The organism is Legionella nagasakiensis (assembly GCF_900639915.1).
Lineage (GTDB): Bacteria > Pseudomonadota > Gammaproteobacteria > Legionellales > Legionellaceae > Legionella_A > Legionella_A nagasakiensis.
Genome location: NZ_CAAAID010000009.1, coordinates 1 through 21,015, shown reverse-complemented (window position 1 = coordinate 21,015; position 21,015 = coordinate 1). Strand labels below are relative to the sequence as shown.

Genomic DNA, 21,015 nt, shown 5'->3' with positions numbered 1-21,015 from the left:
TATCAATAAATAAACATTATTCCTATTCCGCACCTTATCCAATAAATCATAGATGACTTCTGTTCATTTTTGATCAAAATTATATTTTATTGTATAATTGTTGTCCTTTAAAATTATAAAAATACTGAAGCATGAATCATTTAAAAAAAATTCTATTACTCATTCTCTCTATAACAAGCAGTTTGTCTTTTAGCACCACCGTAAGTTTAAAAGATAAAATAGGCCAAATGTTCATTATAGGTTTTGAAGGTAAAACCATTGAGGCTGACGCTCCTATCATAAAAGCCATTGAAGAAAATAATATTGGCGGGGTCATCTTATTTGATTATAACCCTAAGACAAAACAGTTTGATAAAAACATAGAAAGCCCGGCGCAAGTGCAAGCCTTAAATCAATCCTTACAAAAGATCGTAAAAAAAGCCAATCTTTCTCATCTTCGCGATGATGTCCCTTTGCTAATATCTGTCGATTACGAAGGTGGGAAAGTGAATCGTTTAAGAAAGGAATATGGTTTTCCTGAAACGTATTCAGCCAAAACAGTGGGTCAAATGTCAAAGGATCAGGCTAAAACAATCGCTCAAACAATGACGAATACATTAAAATCATCAGGATTTAACTTAAATTTTTCACCAATTTTAGATTTAGACATCAATCCAGAAAACCCTATTATTGGAAAACTCGAACGTAGTTTCTCACCAAATCCATATACCGTTGCGGCTTATGCACATTTATTTTCTATGCAATTTCTGGAACAAGGAATCCAATGTGCTTATAAACATTTCCCCGGCCATGGAAGCTCTGAAGGAGACTCCCACCTTGGTTTTGTTGACGTTACAGATACCTGGCACGAACAAGAATTAATTCCTTATCAAGAACAATTTGCTCAAACTCATCATTGTGGTATGGTCATGGCCGCTCATCTTGTAAATCGTAAACTAGACTTATCAGGAGTGCCGGCCACACTTTCCTATGCTGTTTTGACTGGATTATTACGTCACCAATTACAATTTGACGGTGTCATCATTACCGACGACATGCAAATGAAAGCCATTACCGATAATTATGAATTGGAACAAGCACTAACCATGGCCATTAATGCTGGAGCAGATATGCTTATCTTTGGCAATCAATTAAGTGAAAAACCACAGGAGCCAGCAGAATTAATTGATATTGTGATGAAAAAAATAGCCACAGGAGAAATATCTGAACAACGTATAGAAGAGGCTTACCAGCATATCATGCAGCTTAAACATACACTTGCATAGCCATTCCTCCTAAAAGATGGCTATGCGTTTGCATACCATTGTACTAAAAATCAACTTCAAAAAAGCGAGGATCGAATTTATAGCAATTCCAGTTTATTTTTTTACCCTCTTCTTCAATGACAATTCTAACCATATCCAGTGAAACCAATTCAGGTTTTTCCTGGATGTAACACACCCGATCAGCGCCGGTAAACGTTACAAAATGATAACCTTGCCGATAATGAGTATAGGTGTCTGGAAAGGTAAAAAAACCCAGATGTTGCTGTAATTCTACCGGCTTCCCATGCACAACAATTTTTTCCGACCAGGCACTTAGGCTAAAAAAAATCAGCACCATGGAGACGATAATTTTTATCATGGTTCCCTCCTATTCTCCTAGGTAATTCATGCTAATCATGTACTATAGTCAATTCTCTTCCCTGAAAAACAATGAATCGCAAAAATAGTAGCGTGGGTTGCACGCACAGTAATCAACTACAGCCATCTTCTAATGTTTTCCTGGTTCAAAACTGTTTTCGAATCAAGGAAGCTCTCTTAGATTATAGCTGTTATTTTTATGCACAATGATCATATAAACGGTTATGATTCTATTTCAAAAATTTCTTTAATTAGAATGTCTTCTTCCGGCACGTCGCTATGGCCCTTACGGCGTCCAGTTTTTACTTTTGCGATAGCATCCACCACATCCATACCATCCACGACGTCACCAAATACACAATACCCATAACTTTGAGCTTGCTCACCGCCATAATTTAAAAAAGAGTTATCCACGACATTTATAAAAAATTGGGAAGTCGCAGAGTGTGGCTCCATGGTTCTTGCCATGGCGATCGTGCCGCGCTTGTTTGGTTTGGCCATCTTAGCTTCATTTTTAATTGGGGCATCCGCTGTTTTTGTTTCCATGTCCACAGTCAAACCACCCCCTTGAATCATAAACCCGTCAATAACACGATGAAAAATGGTATTATTATAAAAACCCTTGCGAACGTATTTAAGAAAATTCGCCGCAGTCTCCGGAGTATTTTCTTCATCCAGTTGCAAGCGAATATCACCTTTTGTGGTGTGAATTAAGATCATGAGTTCTCCAGTTAAAAATATCTTAAGAATACGGTTATTGGATGAACAATAACCGTAGGTTATAAGCAATTCTCTGTGATTATGGCGCGCATTTTAGCACATACATCTTGTAAAACATGAACATTATGAATGCTGGCTAAGGCCGTAAACAAATTTGCCTTTTGTTTAACTAGATGGTGTAAGTAGGCTCGGGAATAGTGTCTGCAAGTATAGCATGAACAACTGGCCATGACCGGCGACAAATCATCCGCATAACATGATTTTTTAATTTGGATGCGCGCGTTTTGATGTTCACTGACAAACGTCAACCAATTTCCTGTTTTTACCACTTCACCACAGTATAATGCTCCATGACGAGCATTACGCGTAGGTGCAACACAATCAAACATATCGATGCCTTCTGCTACCACATCGAGTAAGTCCTGAGGTGACATCCCTACCCCCATAGTATAGCGTGGCTTGTTCTCTGGTAAAAACTCTTTTATCCAACGGATTATCTCTACTGTTTTTTCCATATCAAAGCCAATGGTTTCCCCTCCGATAGCAAAACCATCGGTTTTCATCGATGCTACAAAATCAGCACTCTCACGACGTAACTCTCTGTAAATTCCGCCCTGTACGATGCCAAACAAGGCCTGGTGGGCGCCATACTGTGAAACAGGATGCTGCTGATGATAGGCGACTGATTGCCTGAGCCATCGATGCGTACGACCCATGATTTGACGTGTCTCTGCAAGTGAGCAATGATCAGGCGTGCACTGATCAAAGGCCATAATAATATCAGCACCAATAATTTTTTGAGTCTGCAATGACATTTCGGGTGTCATATGAATAGTGCGCTGAGAACCAGGCAAGGTAAAGTGTGCGCCTATTTCATCAATCGTACAAATTTCTTCGTTTTTCGAAAGACTAAATACCTGAAACCCACCACTATCCGTTAACATAGGGCCATTCCAACCCATAAAAGGGTGCATCCCCCCCGCTTGCTCGATAATCGCCATGCCTGGAGCACATAACATGTGATAAGTATTACCACCTAAGATGATTTGACTGCCTGCAGCAATTAATTCTGAAGGCATCATATTATTTACCCCTGCCCGCGTACCCACCGGCATGAAGACTGGCGTTATAAATTCCCCATGAGGCGTTATCACTCTGGTTACACGTGCTGCTGTATATTTATGGCGGTAAACAACTTCACAACGAAATGTATTCATTATTGCTCAGAATTGCCAAAAAAGTGATCATAACCAAGAAGAAAAATCTTTACCAGCCGCTTTTCATAGCAACGAGTGTCACCATGTTCTTAGCTGTCGCAATGTTCGGCCCAGCCACCGGTATAAACCAGCGCAAGCAATAAACATGACAAAAAAATATAAGGCGGCCCACGCAGGCATAGATAGTCCAAGCCATCGCCACGAAACCTCGGCACAATCTCCCGACCCCCAAAAAAGCGCATGCGCCACATCTTGCCAGGGAAAATAGCGAATCAATACCTCAAGACCAGGCAAGCAAGCCGGTGTTTGTTCTGCTGGTAATGACTGTAACCATAACTGTCGTGTGGCAAAAAATAACCCGCCTGCTGCAAAAAACATTTGCAAGAGAGCAACAAGTCTCCCTCGTTTCAAGGTCGACAAACACATCCCCATCAGACAAAACATACCTAATAAAAAAGCACACAGCCGTTGCATTAAACATAAGGGGCAAGGTTGCAAACCCACAACATATTGAAAATAAAATGAGGAGCCTACGACTACAACTGTTAATAAAAGCAAAGTCGCTTGAATACTTCGGTAGTTACGTTTGGTCATGATTGCGGTACCATATATTCTATCGTTGTTTTAATGTCTGCCTCACTGCATTCTACACAAGTTCCTTTCGGCGGCATTGCATTCAATCCTTTAATAGCGGTCGCCATCAATCCTTCTATCCCTTGTTTATCAAGTCTTGATTTCCAATCCGCCTCAACACGAAATTTTGGTGCTCCTGCCAGACCAGTGCGGTGACAAACACTGCAATATTTTTCATAGATTTCCTGCCCTGGCACTTTTTTGACTTGCTTTTTTTCGTTATCAGACACGGTTTTTGTCGTTAAATTCTCCTCCTTTTGAATCCTAACCTTGCCAATTGGACTGATTCGCTGTTGAATTTGTTGGCGATAGAAATCACTTTCAGCATGTAATGCTATGGGTAGTAAAATCGCGCTGACAAAAATGACGTTACGCATTAAAATGTCCTAATGTTAAGTGATTAAAAAAATCATACCGAGAAGTTATCTTCATTTCCAGAAAAAGCCCTTTAACTATTCATGCAAATGATTCCCTTGCCAATTTTTAAACCTGCTATATAATGATCTAAATTTGCAAAATTGGATCATTATATGCGCATAGCAGGCATTTGCGGACCTTTTGGATCACGAACAAAACAGTTGGCGATGTTATTAGAGAAAGCAATTGCCGATAAAACTCCTGTTATACTGATTGAAGAAGAATCTTTCTATAAAGCCGATCTTCAGCTAGACATAGACAGACTTCTTGCTGCTATCCGAGAGGCAGAAGGTATTGTCATTGTCGTAGGTCAATTTTTATTTGAAGATGCTGCTCTTCGCAATGCATTGAATATCAAGGTATTCATGTCTGAAGACAAAGACAGCTGCTTATGTAACCATTTGACCGCTCCGCGATCGCAATCAGTAACGCTCGACTCATTATTGCGAGAATATGAAGAAAAGCTAAAACCTGCAAACGACCATCGCATCAATCCCTCTCAAAAGCATGCTGACATCATTGTTCCTTCTTCTACACATTTTAAGGTGCCCTTGTCACTACTGCTAAGCGCCGTTACAACCATTGACCAAGCACCAAAGCTCGCACGTAGTCATTCTCATGGTTTTTTTTAGGATAGGCCAAATGCTTTTAACCCATCAACAATTCTTCTGCATCTAGTTCTTCCAAGTAACGGTGATAAGAAAGAATTTTTTGCTGACGAATATTAAAAAGCGTATTGCCCTGCAGATGAGCATAATAATAGGTATCATTACAAACCAATTTTTTAGCGGGCACGAGACACGATGCCCAATCTGTGATCTGAGAAGATAATACACTCGCATGCCACAATCCTGGCATCTTATGACCGCTTGCTAATTGTTCGAGAATAGATTCACTTGCGCCGTGTGCTAAAGCCAAATCATAATAAGCGTGCATTTCTTCTTCATTCTTAACAAGAAGAAAACTGATATTAGCATCATCGTCAAGCATAAAAAAACTGCCAGAGTTATCCGCCAGATAATATTCAATGATACCTTTCTCCTCAATAAACTTCAGGAAAAAATGAACAAAATTTTTATCCTGCAAACAACGAGGAGGCATGAGGGATAACATCCGCTCAATTGTATCTGACATGGCTTGAAAATACTGAAATTGCAATTCGTAAATACTCTTAGTGATAAGCTCCGTGGCATTGATATCGCTCTTTTTAATATAACGATGGATTAAACCTTCATTAAATGCTTCAATCGCTAATTGCTCATCAGCCTGGCCACTTAAGAGAATTTTTTTGACATTATTATTTTCTATTCGCCGACAAAACTCTAATCCATTCATTCCCGGCATAGCATAATCAACAACCACGACAGAAATTTCAGAGAATCGATGTGGATTATATACTTCCGCATGAATCGCAGCCAAATCCATATCCAGCGTATGCTTAATTAAATCAAGATGCTTGGATTCAGAATATTCACTTAAACAATCTTGATTCAATAACTCCAATCCACAATGCTTGTTATGAATATAATCTAATGCTTTGTTAGGATTATCAAAAATCCTATAGGCAACGCCTTCATCTAACTGCAAGACAAAATTCAGCAAAAAATCACGACTATCGTCGAGAAACACAGCTGTACTTGGAAAGTAACAGGTAGGAATTGAAAAATGTTGCATAGCTCCTCCTGAGCAGACGCAAAATTACTGATTGAATTCCTTTATACTATATTCAAACAATAGGGAAAGTTAAAGTAAATTTTGTATACACTCCTTCCTGAGCGTCACAATAAATATCACCACCAAAACGATTCATTACTAATTTACAAAAAGACAAACCTATCCCTGTCCCCATGAACGTTGTAGTATAAAAATGGTCAAACAAGTGCGATAACTGCTGTTTCGTCATGCCTTTGGCGGTATCCTTAACGTATAGATAATTGAATTTATCACTGTTTTCTGTCCAGATTACAATCTCTCCACGTTCATACATAGCAATAACATACAGAGCATTTTTCAAAAGATTAAATAGAACATGCTCCATCAATAATTTTGAACCTATAAATTGAAAATCACCACACCAACTTACCAACGCCCGTGCTTGAGCGGAACGAAAAGGATACCGGTCAATTGCTTCATGCAGACACTCCGCCATTGAACACAGCTCCATAGGACAATTTTGCAGGGAATTATCACGTCCTGCCTTGATTAATAACATATCAATAATGGTATTCGCATAATTGATTTCCCTAATGATACGTTCACTGACCCCAGTCAACTGCTGTATGCGATTTTCTCGGATGGGCGAAGACAATAAACCTTGTTCTTTAGCTAGAGAATAGCCTTCAAATAACCTTGGCATGAATGCTTTTAATGCCTGGGCGCCACTTGTAATACCCAGCAATGGTGTACGCAATTCGTGTGCGATCATTCCTGCTGCCGCGGCTATTCCAGCCATGCGTTGTCGTTGTAGCACTACCGTTTTATAATTAACGGTTGATCCGGCAATCATAAAAAATAGCACTAATACACCCACTTCTGCATGCTCTTGGGTAAAATAAAATTCTGAAGAAGTAAAATAATAGCACAGGAAAGCCAGGCCAAAACCAATAACTAGCAGTAAACAAAGGCTAAATAAATCCACAAGCAGCACCAATAAAAATACGCTGCATAATAACAACATCGAGGACACATCACTGGCGCGATTCATTAAAAAAAAATAGGTGAAAAAAAAGGGTAAAACATACAGAAGTGTTAGAAACCAATACCAGTGAATATAGTGTCTAGCACTTCTTGGCCAATAAGGCGATATCATTAATCCTAAGCCAAGAACGCTACCAACTAATCGTAACTCAAACGATTCGTATAGCTGAGGATACCATATCGACCATACATAAAGTAAAGGAAAACCCAAGAAAACAAGCATACCAACAAACACAAGCTGGTGCGCCGAACTAGACATATGGCGTTGTAAGGATTGATCAAGATATTTTATAATTTTTATTATATCCATTTCTGTTCAGCTTATTCCTTATGCAAAGCATACTATTGCCAACAGCCCCCTAAAGAATGATCAAAATTATGCTATCATGAAAATCTTTAACCAGTATACCGTAATTCATGTCCTCACCAATACTCAAAATAGCAACTCGTAAAAGCCCGCTTGCTCTGTGGCAAGCTAACCATGTGAGTGAATTATTAAGGCGACATTGGCCTACTTTGCAGATTGAATTGTTACCTATGCAAACATCCGGCGATAAATTTTTCAAAGATAAATTATTAGATATCGGCGGCAAAGGTCTATTTGTAAAAGAATTAGAAGAAGCATTGCTTGACAAACGGGCCGATTTGGCTGTGCATTCCATGAAAGACGTTCCTGCAACATTTCCAGAGGGACTATCGATTGCTGCTATTTGCCATCGCCATATTGCCCTGGATGCCCTGCTCAGTGAATCCTATGAAAATCTAAATGCACTGCCATCTGGGGCAATGATTGGAACATCAAGCTTGCGCCGTCAATCTCAATTACTGGCCCTTCGCCCTGATTTATGCATTAAACCTTTACGAGGAAATATCCAGACTCGCATAGAAAAAATGCGTTCTGGTGAGTACGATGCTATTATTCTTGCCGCAGCAGGGCTTGAACGTATGGACATGAAAGCATTTATTAAAGAAATCATGAAGGAGGAAGTCATGTTACCTGCCTGTGGTCAAGGAGCGTTAGGCATTGAATGCCGCACCGATGATAAAGCATTGCAAACACTACTGGCACCCTTAAACGATCCTATTTCTGCTCTTTGTGTAAATACCGAACGGCGCGTGAATGCCCATCTCGGTGGTAATTGTCATACTTCACTGGCTATTTTTTGCAAACCTGCACCAAACGCTCAATTAATACTGCACGCGAAAGTATCCAGCGTAGATGGTCATGCAGTAATCAGTAATAGCCAACGAGGGCATCAGCAAGATGCTGTTATTTTAGCTGACAATTGCGCACGTTCTCTAATACGTGATGGCGCATCAGAACTTATAAATGGTTCTTCGATATCATGAATACCTATTCGAACCATTTAAAAGGACTTTGCCTGCTTAACACTCGCCCTAAAGAACAAAATACATTATTAAGCCAAACGATTGCCGCAGCCGGAGGGTGTTGCGTTGAATTACCTGTATTAGAAATCGAACCAACGGAGACTTGGTTAAGCGCCATGCCGGAGCCAAGTTATCTAGAACACGCTGTATTTATTAGTCCTAACGCCGCTAAGTATTTTTTCAGTCAGCTGGCACAGCAACAGATTCCCTGGTCTGAACACATACAAATTACAGCTATAGGTGAGGCAACTGCCTTAGCATTGGCTCAATGGCACATACGTGTTGATCATATGCCGGTGGTTTCCAATAGCGAACATCTGGTGAAATTAGAAGTATTTCAGCACGTGCGTGATCAAACAATTATACTCGTTAAAGGCAAAGGAGGAAGAACGCTGATTACCGACACATTACGTTCACGGGCTGCTCATTTAATTGAACTTATCGTCTACCATCGCAGATTGCCGACCTACACAAAACCTGAGATGAATTCTCTATGGCACAATAACTCTGTGAATATTATACTGTTTACAAGCCAGCAAGCAATTTATAACCTATTTACCTTATTGGGCGAAGAAGGTCGTATATGGCTTTGCAATAAACCCTGCCTGGTTATTAGTGAACGATTGGCTGAAACAGCCTCCTCACTTGGTATAAAACATATTATAACCAGCAGCTATAACAACATTTTAAATTCACTCTATGCCTTTATGAACACTCTAAAGACAACCAAGGATTAATTCATGGATACCAGCAATGAAGCTAACACTCAATTAACTTCAAACGAAGCTAAACCAGAAGATGTAAAAACATCACATCAGCGCAGTTCATCAAGAGCAATCTTTTTGCTGACAGTAACCATTCTCCTGGCTTTGATCGCGATTGGCAGCGCTTTATATGCCATATATTCAAATGTGCAGATGCATCAGGAAGAAAGACAGCAGAGAGACTCTTTCATAACCATGCTGGATACAATCAAGCAACAGCAAACAGAAAATGTTCACCAAATTCAAGCCACCATAAAAACACTGAATCAAACACAACAGGTGCTAAAAGACAGACTGGCAACGCTTGAAAAAAATCTTCAATCCATGGCGCAGCAACGCTTTTATCAAACGAAAGACTGGACGCTTCTGAAAGCCCGTTATTACCTTCATTTAGCGCAAATTAATGCACACTGGAGTAATAACATACAAACCACCGTCGCGCTCTTGCAACAAGCCGATAAACTCCTTGCTTTGACCCATGATCATCGTCTATTTACTGTCAGGCAAGCCATAGCAAAAGAAATCACCGAGACACAATCTGTTCCTGAGATTGATATGGCAGGGTTATTGAGCCAACTTGATGCTGCTCAAAATTTGGTAAATAACATCCCCATTAAAAAGTCTGTTATGCCTCCAGAGGAAAAACAGAATAACACCCCAAACAATACGACACCTTCTGCCTGGAGAGAACGCTTAAAAGAAAGTGTCAGCTTATTAGAAAAACTCGTGGTGATTCGTCGTCAGGACGAAACCATACAACCACTACTGACCCCGACTCAAGAGGCAATGCTTCGTGAAAATATCCGTTTAAATTTACAAGAAGCACAATGGGCTGTTCTGCAAAACAACGAAACCATCTACAAAATCGCATTAAACCAAGCACTCAAAAACATTCAAAATTCTTTTCAAACCACTGCTCCCATGACCGAGGCGCTCATCACGCAATTACAAACCATGCAGCAAACCTCTCTTGTGCAAAAAAAACCGACCATTGAACAATCCTTATCATTGCTTAATCAGCTCATCGAATCAAATGATTCAAAAACGGATGAGCCTGCTCTGAAAGGAGAAAATTCATAATGATTCGCGTTTTATTTATCTTTATATTGTTGCTGGCTTCTGTTTGGTTGGGTCTTCAGTTACAGCAAGATCCAGGTTATGTACTCATCGCTATGAATCAATGGACCCTGGAAACAACGCTGTGGGTGGCGGTTATTGGCTTGATTCTTTTCTTTTTTTTATTTTATCTGCTCGTTGCCTTATTAAATTGGATCTTGCATGTTCCCGCTTCTTGGAAAAACTGGCTGGCCAAGCATCGTGCGCAAAAGGCTCAAATGAAAACTCGCCAGGGTTTAATAGAATTTAGTGAAGGTTACTGGCTACAGGCAAAAAATCATTTAATTAAAGCATTGCCCGATGCTGATACGCCACTGTTAAACTACCTAACAGCGGCACGTGCCGCTCAAGAGATGGGGGATAATAAACTTCGTGATGACTATCTGCGTCAAGCACAACAATCCATGCCAGAAGCCAAAATAGCCGTCGAATTAACTCAGGCGCAATTACAACTCGCCAACCGCCAATGGGAACAAGCCTTGGCAACACTCAAGCATTTACAAACGTTAGCACCACAACATCCTTATGTCTTGAAATTATTAATGCACCTTTATAAGGAGGTCCGAGACTGGTCGCAATTAATCAATTTGTTGCCGGAATTGAAAAGTAACCATATCGTATCGGGAGATGCTTATAAGCGCTTGCAACAATATGCCTATTTGCAAGCCATGTCCGACATGATAAAGCAAAATCAGTTACAAACACTTGAGGAACAATTCTCCTCCTTGCCAAAATCATTAAAACATGATCCTGAATTAGTAGCGTTGTATTGCCGCTCTTTAATAGAAAACCAAAAATATTCACCAGCAGAATCTTTATTGCGACGCTGTCTTAGTAAACAATTTAATGAAGAGTTAATCACACTTTACGGTCAAATTAAGCATGATCTTGCCCAGTTAGATTTCGCTGAATCTTTGCTTAGGGAGCAACCCCATTCAGCGGCTTTATTTCTATGTCTTGGGCGCTTAAGCCAGATGAAAAGCTTATGGGGTAAAGCCAAGACGTATTTAGAAAATAGCATTGCACTAAGCGCCACACCGACGGCCTATGCAGAGCTAGGCAAATTACTTGAGCATTTAAACGATGAACATGGCGCTTGTATTGCTTATCGCCATGGGTTGCTCTTAGCAACACAGCAATCTTAAGGTCTCAGTTCAGTCAAAAAGATGCGCAACTTTAGCAGAATTAATTACAAGCGCTAAGTAACCTATAATAACGTCAGTTATGGATAAGGAAATTATAAGCTTTTGAAATATTGAATAAAAAGGTGGTACTTGATAGATTGGTAGGAGCCTCTATATGGATTATGCAACACCTAAATCAAAATATGATGATGCATTTTTAAAGATAGGAAGTACAGGCATCATCACAGTAGTGTTCTGAGCGCTCGACTTGAAAGGTAGTATGATGGATATTATATTCATCACGCAGTTTTTTACTAAGCATTTGACGCGCAACATCACTAAGAGGTTTATCTGGCATCCACAAATGAACGGATAACGCATTTTCTTGTGTACTTAATGCCCACACATGCAAATCATGGACATCTTCTACACCTTCCTGACTTTTTAGTAGCTGTCGGACTCTGACGATAGAAATTCCGCGCGGGACACCGTCAATGATTAAACGAAAACTGTCACTAAATAAAGACCAAGTCCCCTTAATAATAATGACGGCAATCAATAATCCAACAAGAGGATCAAGCCAAACCCAACCGGTCCAATAGAGAAGCGCTGCCGATAAAACAACACCCAGCGAAACAAGAGCATCATATAATAAATGTAAAAAAGCGGCGCGAATATTCAAATCATCTGTCCCTCTTAAAAATAAAGCCGCCGTTGCACCATTGATTAAAATTCCTATTCCAGCAACGATCATGACGCCTATGGCTTGAATCTCTGAGGGTGAAAAAAATTTATACATCGCTTCAGTGGCAATAATGCCACAAGTAAAAATAAGTAATACACCATTAGCCAGCGAGGCAAGGATGGTTGTTTTTTTCATCCCATAAGTCGACTGTTGTGTCGGCAGACGTTTTAACAGATTATTGGCAATCCAGGCCAAGATCAGACTCAAAACATCACCAAGATTGTGTATGGCGTCAGCAAGCAAACTCGTTGAATGAGTAAGATAAGCAAAAACAATTTGGGCCACAACAAAAAAACCATTTGCAACAATTGAAATAATAAAAGCCGCATTGAATGTCGGCGCCTTATGTTGATGTTCCTCTTCATGTTGATGAAAAACAACCATTGAAACCCCTTGTCACTCAGTTTTGTTCAATTGATCGACTGCCTTATTATCAGGTGGTGCAGTTGGTGTGGATTCTTCATCACCATAATAATTTATGCCAATTTTAATGCGGCAGCGATCATTTTTCTTGCGCCAGGCATTTGTATCGCGTAAAGAATAAACACAGCCGCAATATTCCTGTTTATAAAAATTCTCTCGTTTGGCAATTTCATACATCCGTGCTGCACCACCATTTTTTCGCCAGTTATACGTCCAATATTCAAGATTAGGATAACGATTCGCTGCACGAATACCAGAGTCATTAATTTGATTTATATCCTTCCAACGTGAAATACCAAGAGAGCTGCTTATCACTGGAAAGCCATGTTCATAGGCATACAAGGCTGTGCGTTCAAAACGCATGTCGAAACAAACAGTACATCGTTTACCTCGCTCTGGCTCCCATTCCAACCCTTTAACCCGTTCAAACCAGTTGTCTTTATCATAATCTGCATCAATAAAAGGGATATTATTTTTTTGCGCAAAATCAATATTTTCCTGTTTTCTTATTTCATATTCTTGCACTGGATGAATATTGGGATTATAGAAAAAAATAGCAAAATTAATTTCAGAAAACAGTAATGCCTCCATGACTTCTCCCGAACAAGGAGCACAACAGGAGTGAAGTAATAATCTATCTGCGCCATTTGGCAGTACCAATTGCTCTCTTATAACCACGTTCTATCTCCTACGTCGACTCGCTAGGTATTTGCATGAAATGCTGACGATAATAAGCCAATTCAGCAATGGAATCTTTAATATCTTCCAGAGCCAAATGCTTGGATTGTTTGGTCACACCGCTTAAAATTTTCGGATGCCAGCGTGCAGCCAATTCTTTCAACGTACTTACATCCAGATTACGATAATGAAAAAATGCTGCAAGTTTTGGCATGTATTTGTATAAAAAGCGGCGATCTTGACAGATGCTGTTACCACACATCGGCGACTGCCCCTGATCAAGGTATTGACTGAGAAATGTTAACGTCAGTTCTTCTGCTTGGGCCTCGGAAACTTCACTGTCCCGTACTCGTTTCACCAAACCAGATTGATGATGCTGGCGGGTATTCCAATCATCCATGCTGGCAAGAAGCGCTTCCTCTTGATGCACCGCCAAAACTGGCCCTTCCGCAAGCACATTCAAATGGGCATCCGTCACAACGGTTGCTATCTCAATAATGCGATCCCGCTCAGGGTCAAGCCCGGTCATTTCCAAATCAATCCAAATGAGATTTTGATTGTTTTTCATCGTTTTTCCAACATTAACAAGAAACCATTTTAAAAAGCAGTTCTGCTGAACAGCCGCTACTCATGCTTTACCATTAAGCATTAATTTTACCCGATTTACTCGGCGTTCGTGTAATACGGATTTAATTGCGTCTCCTCGATATCCTTCGGCTATAAGAGATTTAGCCTCAATTTTTGTACATTCGGTCAACACTTCTTGCCAGCGTGCGGCTTCGGGGTATTCAGATGATTCCTTACCTTTTCCTTTAGCATCCGCTTCACACACGATTAATAATTTTTGAAATAATTGTGGCCGTCGAAACGCGTCTGTACGTTCAAGAATAGCCACAATCGTATTCGCCCGCAACTTAGCGAAACGATGGATATTTAAATGATGGCGACAAACCATCACCGCAAATTTGCGGTAATCCGCCGGAACTCGTAAACGTTGGCATAAAGCCTTAATTATCTCCTGACCACGTTTTTCATGTCCATATTGCGCCGGCCAACTGGTCATTGGGGTACTGCCTTTCCCTAAATCATGCATTAAAGCCGCAAATCGAATTTCGGGATCCTGACTTAAAGAAGCGGCAGCACGCAATACTAATAATGAGTGCACTCCACTGTCCACTTCCGCATGATACCGGCGCCAATTGGGAATACCAAATAAAACATCTAATTCAGGTAATATGACCCGTAAAGCCCCGCAAGAGCGAAGGATAGTAATGAATACATCAGGATTTTTCTCTTGCAAACTGCGTTGCCACTCCTGCCAAACACGCTCAGCAACCAAATGGTCCAACTCCCCATTTTTAACCATGGAATACATCAGTGTTTGAGTTTCATCAGCAAGCCTAAAACCCAAATGATGAAATCGTGCCGCAAAACGTGCAACTCTTAGGACCCTCACAGGATCTTCCACAAATGCCGGTGATACATGACGTAATATCTTGTCTTTTAAATCTTTTTGGCCATGGTATGGGTCAATCAATTGTCCCTGTGCATCCATAGCCATGGCATTCATGGTTAAATCTCGACGAGCCAAATCTTCTTCCAGTGTAACATTAATATCGTAAACACAAGTAAATCCATAATAGCCAGGCGCACGTTTACGCTCCGTACGAGCTAATGCATATTCTTCTCCGGTTTTAGGATGAAGAAAGACTGGGAAGTCACGGCCAACCTGTTGATAACCTTGATGGATTAATTCATCTGGGGTTGCACCAACAACAACCCAATCGCGTTCTTTAATCGGGAGTCCCAACAATTGATCGCGCACTGCCCCACCTACCAAATAGACTTTCATGAAGATGTTTCCAATCGTATTTATGGGTATATAATAAACCATGAGTAAACGTCGAGTCAGTAAACAACAATCAACCCGTATCGAGAAAAAACAAACATCCTATCGGCAGACGCTAGAAGATAATAAAACAACCGCCGATGGATTGGTTATTACTCGTTTTGGTTCCCATGCCCTCATTAAAAATGATGAGGGAGTATGTATTCATTGTTCAATCCGACCCGCCATTGATTCTCTGGTTGCAGGAGATCGTGTCGTATGGCTACCAGAAGGTGAGGCACAAGGCGTTGTTGTCAGCCGTTATCCGAGAAATAGCGTGCTTGGACGTCCTGATAAACGAGGGATTATCAAACCAATTGCCGTCAATATTACCCAAATCATGGTGGTGGTTGCCCCAAAACCGCAAATTTCCTGGTCATTATTGGATAGCTATCTTGTTATGGCTGAATATTTAAATTTAAAAACATGCATTATATTAAACAAAGTCGATTTACCCTGTACAAACTTGGCAGAGCGCTTGCAACAACAATATCAACCCTTGGGATATTCCATCTTATTTACTTCCCCAGAATGCAAGGACAGCTATCAGGAACTGCAGAAAACACTTCATGATGAAACCAGTGTTTTTGTAGGACAATCTGGAGTCGGAAAATCATCCTTAATTGCAAAACTTTTACCCTTTGAATCCAATATACAAACCAGTGATATTTCCATCATCAGTGAGCTAGGGCGTCATACAACCAGTAATTCCTGTTTCTATGAATTACCAACAGGTGGTGCATTAATTGACTCACCCGGCGTGCGTGAATTTGGCTTATGGCACATGCCAGCAACCGATATCGCTAAAGGGTACCGAGAATTTAGGCCTTATATAGCATCATGCAAATTTCGAAATTGTGACCACCTGAATACTCCAGGTTGCGCACTCTTTACCGCCGTTAAGACAGGTATAATAACGCGTGACCGTTATGATAATTATGTTAAAATCAGCAAACAATTTGCAACCTAGTCTCCCCATGTTTAAATACTTTTCACCGTCTAACATGACGGCAGGTTTTGTTGGCGTTATGGTTGGTTTTACCAGCTCAGCAGTACTCGTTTTTCAAGCCGCAGCAACGGCCGGAGCAACAGAAGCCGAAATAAGTTCATGGCTTCTTGCACTGAGCCTTAGTATCGCTGTCACCTGCATTGGATTATCGTTTCGTTACCGTTTACCTGTTTTGACAGGCTGGTCTACCCCCGGGGCTGCATTACTGATTACCAGCTTATCCGGCGTTTCCATGCCCGAAGCCATTGGCGCCTTTATTTTTTCAGCCTTATTAACGATTATCTCAGGATTTACGGGTTTATTTGAAAAAATAATGTCCCATATACCGCGTTCACTCACTTCGGCTATGTTGGCAGGCATACTTCTTCATTTTGGCATGAATGTCTTTATATCCATGCAACATCAATTTTCTCTTGTGTGCACCTTGTTTATCGCTTATTTAATAGGAAAACGTTTATTTCCCCGTTACGTCATCTTATTGATTCTAATATTAGGAGTTGCCATTGCCTGGACAAAGGGTCTATTCCACTTAACTCATTTTCACTTTGCTTTCTCTGCCCCAATCTTAACGACCCCAGCATTTTCTCTTTCAACGCTTATCAGCATCGGCATGCCCCTGTTTATCGTTACCATGACTTCACAAAACATTCCTGGTATCGCTGTACTAAAAGCCAATCACTATGAACCGCCAGTTTCATCATTAATCACCTGGATAGGGATAATCACCCTCCTTCTGGCTCCTTTCGGATGTTATGCGATTAATCTGGCTGCTATTACCGCAGCAATCTGTATGGGAAAAGAAGCAGACAATAATCCTGCCAACCGCTATAAAGCGACTGTCTTTGCAGGACTGTGCTGGTTAGTGATAGGCTTATTTGGCGCGACTGTTGTTACCCTGTTTGCTGCTTTTCCGCAAGAGCTTGTTTTAACGATCGCCGGCCTTGCCCTACTTACAACCATCGGCAATAGTCTAAAAGCAGCACTGGAGGAAGAATCACAACGTGAGCCTGCCCTTATCACCATTCTTATTTCTGCTTCAGGCATTTCTTTATACGGCATAGGAGCAGCATTTTGGGGATTAATTGCTGGAATTCTGTCTCTCATGCTATTAAATTGGCATGCAAAAGACTTCCCACCTATAAAGTTTTATATACAAAAAATTAACAAAAACATTATCTAGAACAAACAGAAGCACTCAGTGACAGTTCGGAATCAGAATGAGATGGCAACGTGAACGTGCTTATCATAGACCGCAAATAACGTGTCATTCCACTAGATATAACTGTGGCTTCACCGGCCAGTTCTGCTTGCAATCTTTTTATCACTTCTCCCAATGAATGAGTATGTCCAGCTATTCTTTTTTGCAGATCATCTCTTATCATTTCATAGGTTGACGCATGGCATCCAGTGCGATGATTAAAAAAACCAATCTGAGATGGCAAAAACATCTTTGTTCCTATTATAGCCAAGCGATGGATAAGCTGATTGGTACACGCCTCATTAAATTTATCATCATCCACGTGATTAGGATTGAATCGTTGCAACGTCTTTAGAATTCGAGCACGCGTGCGAACATCTAAATTTGTTAAAAATTGTTCAAATTGAATATTAATATATATTTCTTTCACAGCCCGATTCTCAGAACTCAGATAGATTCGAACCAATTTATCCAGAAAAATTTCCAGTGCAGGACAGGTAAATGAACGACATTGTGTTAAAGGAAATAACGCCACCAATAGAAGCTTGGAGTCAAACCACGCACTTTTCTTTAAATATAATGTTTGATCAGCAATCGATGCCAGCCATTCTTGCGTATCATTAGTGCGAGTCATCCAGGTTCCCCAGCTTCTATCTTTCAATGCTGGCTTAATAACTGACTCCATCATCTCAGCATACACGAAAGTAGCGGAGGAAAAATCACCCGATTTAATCATTGGCATAACTACTGAAACAATTTTTCCAACTTCTGAAGGAACCGTTTTCAGAGTCCCGAATTCTGATATCAAGACTCCATGTAATGGCCAAAAATAAAAATCACGGGTAAGCAATGATTTAAAAATGATCATAATACGCATCAAAGCTTCTGTTTCATTCAGAGTCTCATAACTACGTAAAATCTTTTTCCTGGAATTAATACGCATCCCTTCTACATCAACCCGCCTTTCTATCTCCTCTCGAAACCTTAGATATGGAGCATAATCCATAACCAACTGAGCAAGATATTGCCCATAAACAGCAATGCATTCATCCTGCTGAACTTCACGTAATACTTGGGCAAAAGTTAATCTTCTCCCATCAAAAACGATATGTTGCCTATCTAGTCTTTGTCGTTCATTTCTAGGTAATTGATCTAGAAATTGAGCAAAAATACCATAAGCTTTCTCGGCCATAGCCATTTGTGCTTTATCATAGTCATATCCATATAATAATCCGTTTGGATAAAGGCTCCCATCGACAAGACTTTTTATAGCAAGTATCGTTGTTAAAGAAATAGGCGGATCCAGCTCACTTGCCTGACGATGAATAATCTCGCTATATTTATGAAATCGCGGATTAGCATACGCAATACGCTCTTCTTCAACCAAAGTCAGAGGCTCTGCCGCAGTTTCATTAATCTTATAAAAAGTCCCTTGTATGCGATATCTGGCCACGCAATTATCTAGCAAAATTAAACGGTTGCTATCTTCGGATAAGATATAGTGAGATAAAGGAAACGTTGTTAAACATTCCAAACGCACTGGATCAGTATCGTGTTCTAGAGTCGGCATTAAAAATTTATAATAATTTTTCTCAATATAACCTGCACCAGCCAAATACTGTGCCAACACAATCCAAGGAGCATTTTTACTCCCTTGGATTCGCGTGTAATCCATTTCTCTTCCACCTACTTGGCTCCACCGTAAACTATAAATCGCCCGTAAGGAAACAATCATTTGGGGGGAAATCACAGTTGATTCATTTAATTGCGTCTGAAGATCAAGGAGTTTTGTATGTAATTTAGGAGAAACCCGAATAAGCGTTGCAAGTAATTCTTGCATTTTGGCCACATTGAATGAAGCCCCAACAGCAAGTTCTTCATACAAGCCATCCAATTCACTGCGCTGAACAATGAGAGAGGCATCATGCTGACAAAGCCAACGAGCCAAGCCAATTATTTTATTGTGCAATGTTGACTTATTTTCTTGTAAACAATCCAAAAAAATATTAACTAAATAAATGTTTTCGCCAGCAATAGAAATGCATTGCCCATACAACCAGTTGACATCATCAATAGGAGACGTTTGCAAATAGTTCATCCATTGCAACAATTGCTTACGAAATACTGACAAGTTTTCGCTCTTGTCAGCAAAGAAAGTTTCAATTAATTCCACAAGACCTGGTAATAAATGTCTGGGACATTCTCCACGGTCTTGCCAAGTGGGCATAATCGTTCGCTCAAGATAGTCCCAAAAATTCTGATAAACGTTAGCGGATAACTCAAATTGCAATCCATCGCCTCTTTTGGCACGGATTCTCATTAATTCATGTAATGACAACGGAGATAATGTATGGCTTTTAAAATTTGTGCGCGTTGAAAAAACATGACCATTTTGCAGATGTTCAAATAAACCTCTTATTCGGTATAAGATCTTCTTATCATCGCTACAATAAAAACCACGCAACTCAACGCAGTCCGTAAGTCGACTAAAATTATTTGGGTCAAGGACGTTAACCACAGTTGGCATGAGTATTTGTAGATACGTACGCCCTGTTTCACTGGCGAATGCTTTGGCAAGCTGAACCCAAGGTACATTATTTCCGCCAGGATAGAAAGTATAGTCCTCAGCCGTATCACTAATGGATTGCCATCGGTTTGCAAACCCATTTAAGACATATTGAACCTGGTCTTCACTCAAGCATTCATCATCGTCGATTGAAGCAAACTTTTCGCTCAACTCATTCAGAAATTTTTGATCAAACTCCGCCCGTGTTGAACACTTGTTTAAATGTTCAATAAATTCCTTAATACAACGAACTAACATGTCTAATTCCTTCAAAACACTAAGGGTCTGTTTACAATTCTACTATCTTGGCCAAGCTAGCGAATTGTAAACAACCCTTGATTCATTCTAAAATAATTCATTCGTTGTTGCGATCGATATTTGCAATATGAATAAAAATAATCCGTTTTAAAACAGTTAGAGCTTTCTTTCAAATTCTACTCAAATTGGCCAACACCCACGATTTTTCTGTGAGTTACAGCATTACTTATTTACTAGCATGTAAAGTACACCGCGCTTCTCAAAAATCATGGGTTTTTGACTTGCTTTTTTTTGCGAATTTGCAACTGTGAAATGAAATGTAAACAGATCTAAGAAAATTAATGACCAAAAAGCAACGATTCAGCGAAAAAAAAGCGGCGTGAAGCCGCTTTAGGAAAAAAGCCCTGGCGATGCCCTACTTTGACATGGGGAAGCCCCACACTATCATCGGCGTACGTTTGTTTCACTTCTGAGTTCGGGATGGGTTCAGGTGGTTCCAAACGGCTATGGTCGCCAGGAAAAACGGTTTTGGAAGCGATGTTAACACTTCC

20 protein-coding genes and 1 rRNA gene are annotated in these 21,015 nt (G+C 40.3%); 8 read left to right on the top strand and 13 right to left on the bottom strand.

Features of this window, described 5'->3' with window-relative positions; translation table 11 throughout:
* Positions 1–131: 131 nt before the first annotated feature.
* Positions 132–1,265, top strand: coding sequence for a glycoside hydrolase family 3 protein (locus E1O52_RS08500; RefSeq protein WP_133128290.1), 1,134 nt, complete (start codon positions 132–134; stop codon positions 1,263–1,265).
* Between the two features lie 43 nt (positions 1,266–1,308).
* Here the strand turns inward: E1O52_RS08500 and E1O52_RS08495 are convergent, their stop codons facing one another.
* The 5 genes from E1O52_RS08495 to E1O52_RS08475 form a co-directional block, all read right to left on the bottom strand.
* The gene (locus E1O52_RS08495; protein ID WP_133128289.1) at positions 1,309–1,623 is read right to left on the bottom strand and encodes a hypothetical protein; all 315 of its coding nucleotides are present in this window, start codon (positions 1,621–1,623) and stop codon (positions 1,309–1,311) included.
* 221 nt (positions 1,624–1,844) lie between these two features.
* Complete coding sequence (locus tag E1O52_RS08490) at positions 1,845–2,342, bottom strand: peptidylprolyl isomerase (protein ID WP_133128288.1); 498 nt, start codon at positions 2,340–2,342, stop codon at positions 1,845–1,847.
* Between the two features lie 59 nt (positions 2,343–2,401).
* Complete coding sequence (tgt, locus tag E1O52_RS08485) at positions 2,402–3,559, bottom strand: tRNA guanosine(34) transglycosylase Tgt (protein ID WP_133128287.1); 1,158 nt, start codon at positions 3,557–3,559, stop codon at positions 2,402–2,404.
* 78 nt (positions 3,560–3,637) lie between these two features.
* Complete coding sequence (locus E1O52_RS08480; RefSeq protein ID WP_133128286.1) at positions 3,638–4,153, bottom strand: disulfide bond formation protein B; 516 nt, start codon at positions 4,151–4,153, stop codon at positions 3,638–3,640.
* The gene (locus E1O52_RS08475) at positions 4,150–4,569 is read right to left on the bottom strand and encodes a c-type cytochrome (RefSeq protein ID WP_133128285.1); all 420 of its coding nucleotides are present in this window, start codon (positions 4,567–4,569) and stop codon (positions 4,150–4,152) included. Before E1O52_RS08475 ends, E1O52_RS08480 begins: the two co-directional genes overlap by 4 nt.
* Before the next feature lie 153 nt (positions 4,570–4,722).
* Here E1O52_RS08475 and E1O52_RS08470 point away from each other — a divergent pair, with 153 nt between their 5' ends.
* Positions 4,723–5,241 (top strand): nucleoside/nucleotide kinase family protein, encoded by a 519-nt coding sequence (locus E1O52_RS08470; RefSeq protein WP_133128284.1) that lies wholly within the window; start codon positions 4,723–4,725, stop codon positions 5,239–5,241.
* Positions 5,242–5,257: 16 nt separating this feature from the next.
* On the opposite strand, the gene E1O52_RS08465 is transcribed toward E1O52_RS08470, so the two are convergent.
* Together E1O52_RS08465 and E1O52_RS08460 are read right to left on the bottom strand one after the other, a co-directional pair.
* Positions 5,258–6,283: a response regulator gene (locus E1O52_RS08465; RefSeq protein ID WP_133128283.1), complete on the bottom strand. Its 1,026-nt coding sequence runs from the start codon at positions 6,281–6,283 to the stop codon at positions 5,258–5,260.
* Positions 6,284–6,335: 52 nt separating this feature from the next.
* Positions 6,336–7,616 carry a sensor histidine kinase gene (locus tag E1O52_RS08460; RefSeq protein ID WP_133128282.1) on the bottom strand — a complete coding sequence of 427 codons (1,281 nt, stop codon included), beginning with the start codon at positions 7,614–7,616 and terminating at the stop codon, positions 6,336–6,338.
* A gap of 107 nt (positions 7,617–7,723) precedes the next feature.
* Between E1O52_RS08460 and hemC the strand changes: the two genes are divergently transcribed.
* Genes hemC through E1O52_RS08440 form a run of 4 tightly spaced genes read left to right on the top strand, consistent with a single transcriptional unit; the run spans position 7,724 to position 11,720 of the window.
* Positions 7,724–8,656 (top strand): hydroxymethylbilane synthase, encoded by a 933-nt coding sequence (gene hemC, locus E1O52_RS08455; RefSeq protein ID WP_133128281.1) that lies wholly within the window; start codon positions 7,724–7,726, stop codon positions 8,654–8,656.
* On the top strand, positions 8,653–9,432 hold the full coding sequence (locus tag E1O52_RS08450; RefSeq protein WP_133128280.1) for a uroporphyrinogen-III synthase: 780 nt from the start codon (positions 8,653–8,655) through the stop codon (positions 9,430–9,432). Before hemC ends, E1O52_RS08450 begins: the two co-directional genes overlap by 4 nt.
* A gap of 3 nt (positions 9,433–9,435) precedes the next feature.
* Positions 9,436–10,539, top strand: coding sequence for a uroporphyrinogen-III C-methyltransferase (locus E1O52_RS08445; protein ID WP_133128279.1), 1,104 nt, complete (start codon positions 9,436–9,438; stop codon positions 10,537–10,539).
* Positions 10,539–11,720, top strand: coding sequence for a heme biosynthesis HemY N-terminal domain-containing protein (locus E1O52_RS08440; protein ID WP_133128278.1), 1,182 nt, complete (start codon positions 10,539–10,541; stop codon positions 11,718–11,720). The genes E1O52_RS08445 and E1O52_RS08440 overlap by 1 nt, the downstream gene beginning before the upstream one ends.
* Before the next feature lie 196 nt (positions 11,721–11,916).
* Here the strand turns inward: E1O52_RS08440 and E1O52_RS08435 are convergent, their stop codons facing one another.
* Genes E1O52_RS08435 through E1O52_RS08420 form a run of 4 tightly spaced genes read right to left on the bottom strand, consistent with a single transcriptional unit; the run spans position 11,917 to position 15,397 of the window.
* Entirely contained in the window at positions 11,917–12,828 is a 912-nt protein-coding gene (locus tag E1O52_RS08435) for a cation diffusion facilitator family transporter (protein ID WP_133128277.1), read from the bottom strand.
* A gap of 12 nt (positions 12,829–12,840) precedes the next feature.
* Positions 12,841–13,545, bottom strand: a complete 705-nt coding sequence (locus E1O52_RS08430) for an epoxyqueuosine reductase QueH (RefSeq protein ID WP_133128276.1) — start codon at positions 13,543–13,545, stop codon at positions 12,841–12,843.
* A 10-nt stretch (positions 13,546–13,555) separates the two neighbouring features.
* Positions 13,556–14,113: an oligoribonuclease gene (orn, locus tag E1O52_RS08425; RefSeq protein ID WP_133128275.1), complete on the bottom strand. Its 558-nt coding sequence runs from the start codon at positions 14,111–14,113 to the stop codon at positions 13,556–13,558.
* A 60-nt stretch (positions 14,114–14,173) separates the two neighbouring features.
* On the bottom strand, positions 14,174–15,397 hold the full coding sequence (locus E1O52_RS08420) for a multifunctional CCA addition/repair protein (protein ID WP_133128274.1): 1,224 nt from the start codon (positions 15,395–15,397) through the stop codon (positions 14,174–14,176).
* 40 nt (positions 15,398–15,437) lie between these two features.
* Between E1O52_RS08420 and rsgA the strand changes: the two genes are divergently transcribed.
* Both rsgA and E1O52_RS08410 read left to right on the top strand, forming a co-directional pair.
* Entirely contained in the window at positions 15,438–16,403 is a 966-nt protein-coding gene (rsgA, locus tag E1O52_RS08415) for a small ribosomal subunit biogenesis GTPase RsgA (RefSeq protein WP_133128273.1), read from the top strand.
* Positions 16,404–16,410: 7 nt separating this feature from the next.
* Positions 16,411–17,622 carry a benzoate/H(+) symporter BenE family transporter gene (locus E1O52_RS08410; protein WP_133128272.1) on the top strand — a complete coding sequence of 404 codons (1,212 nt, stop codon included), beginning with the start codon at positions 16,411–16,413 and terminating at the stop codon, positions 17,620–17,622.
* Here the strand turns inward: E1O52_RS08410 and E1O52_RS08405 are convergent.
* Both E1O52_RS08405 and rrf read right to left on the bottom strand, forming a co-directional pair.
* Entirely contained in the window at positions 17,615–20,464 is a 2,850-nt protein-coding gene (locus E1O52_RS08405; protein WP_133128271.1) for a hypothetical protein, read from the bottom strand. The genes E1O52_RS08410 and E1O52_RS08405 overlap by 8 nt on opposite strands.
* Positions 20,465–20,866: 402 nt before the next feature.
* Positions 20,867–20,982 (bottom strand): 5S ribosomal RNA (gene rrf / locus E1O52_RS08400).
* Positions 20,983–21,015: the final 33 nt, after the last annotated feature.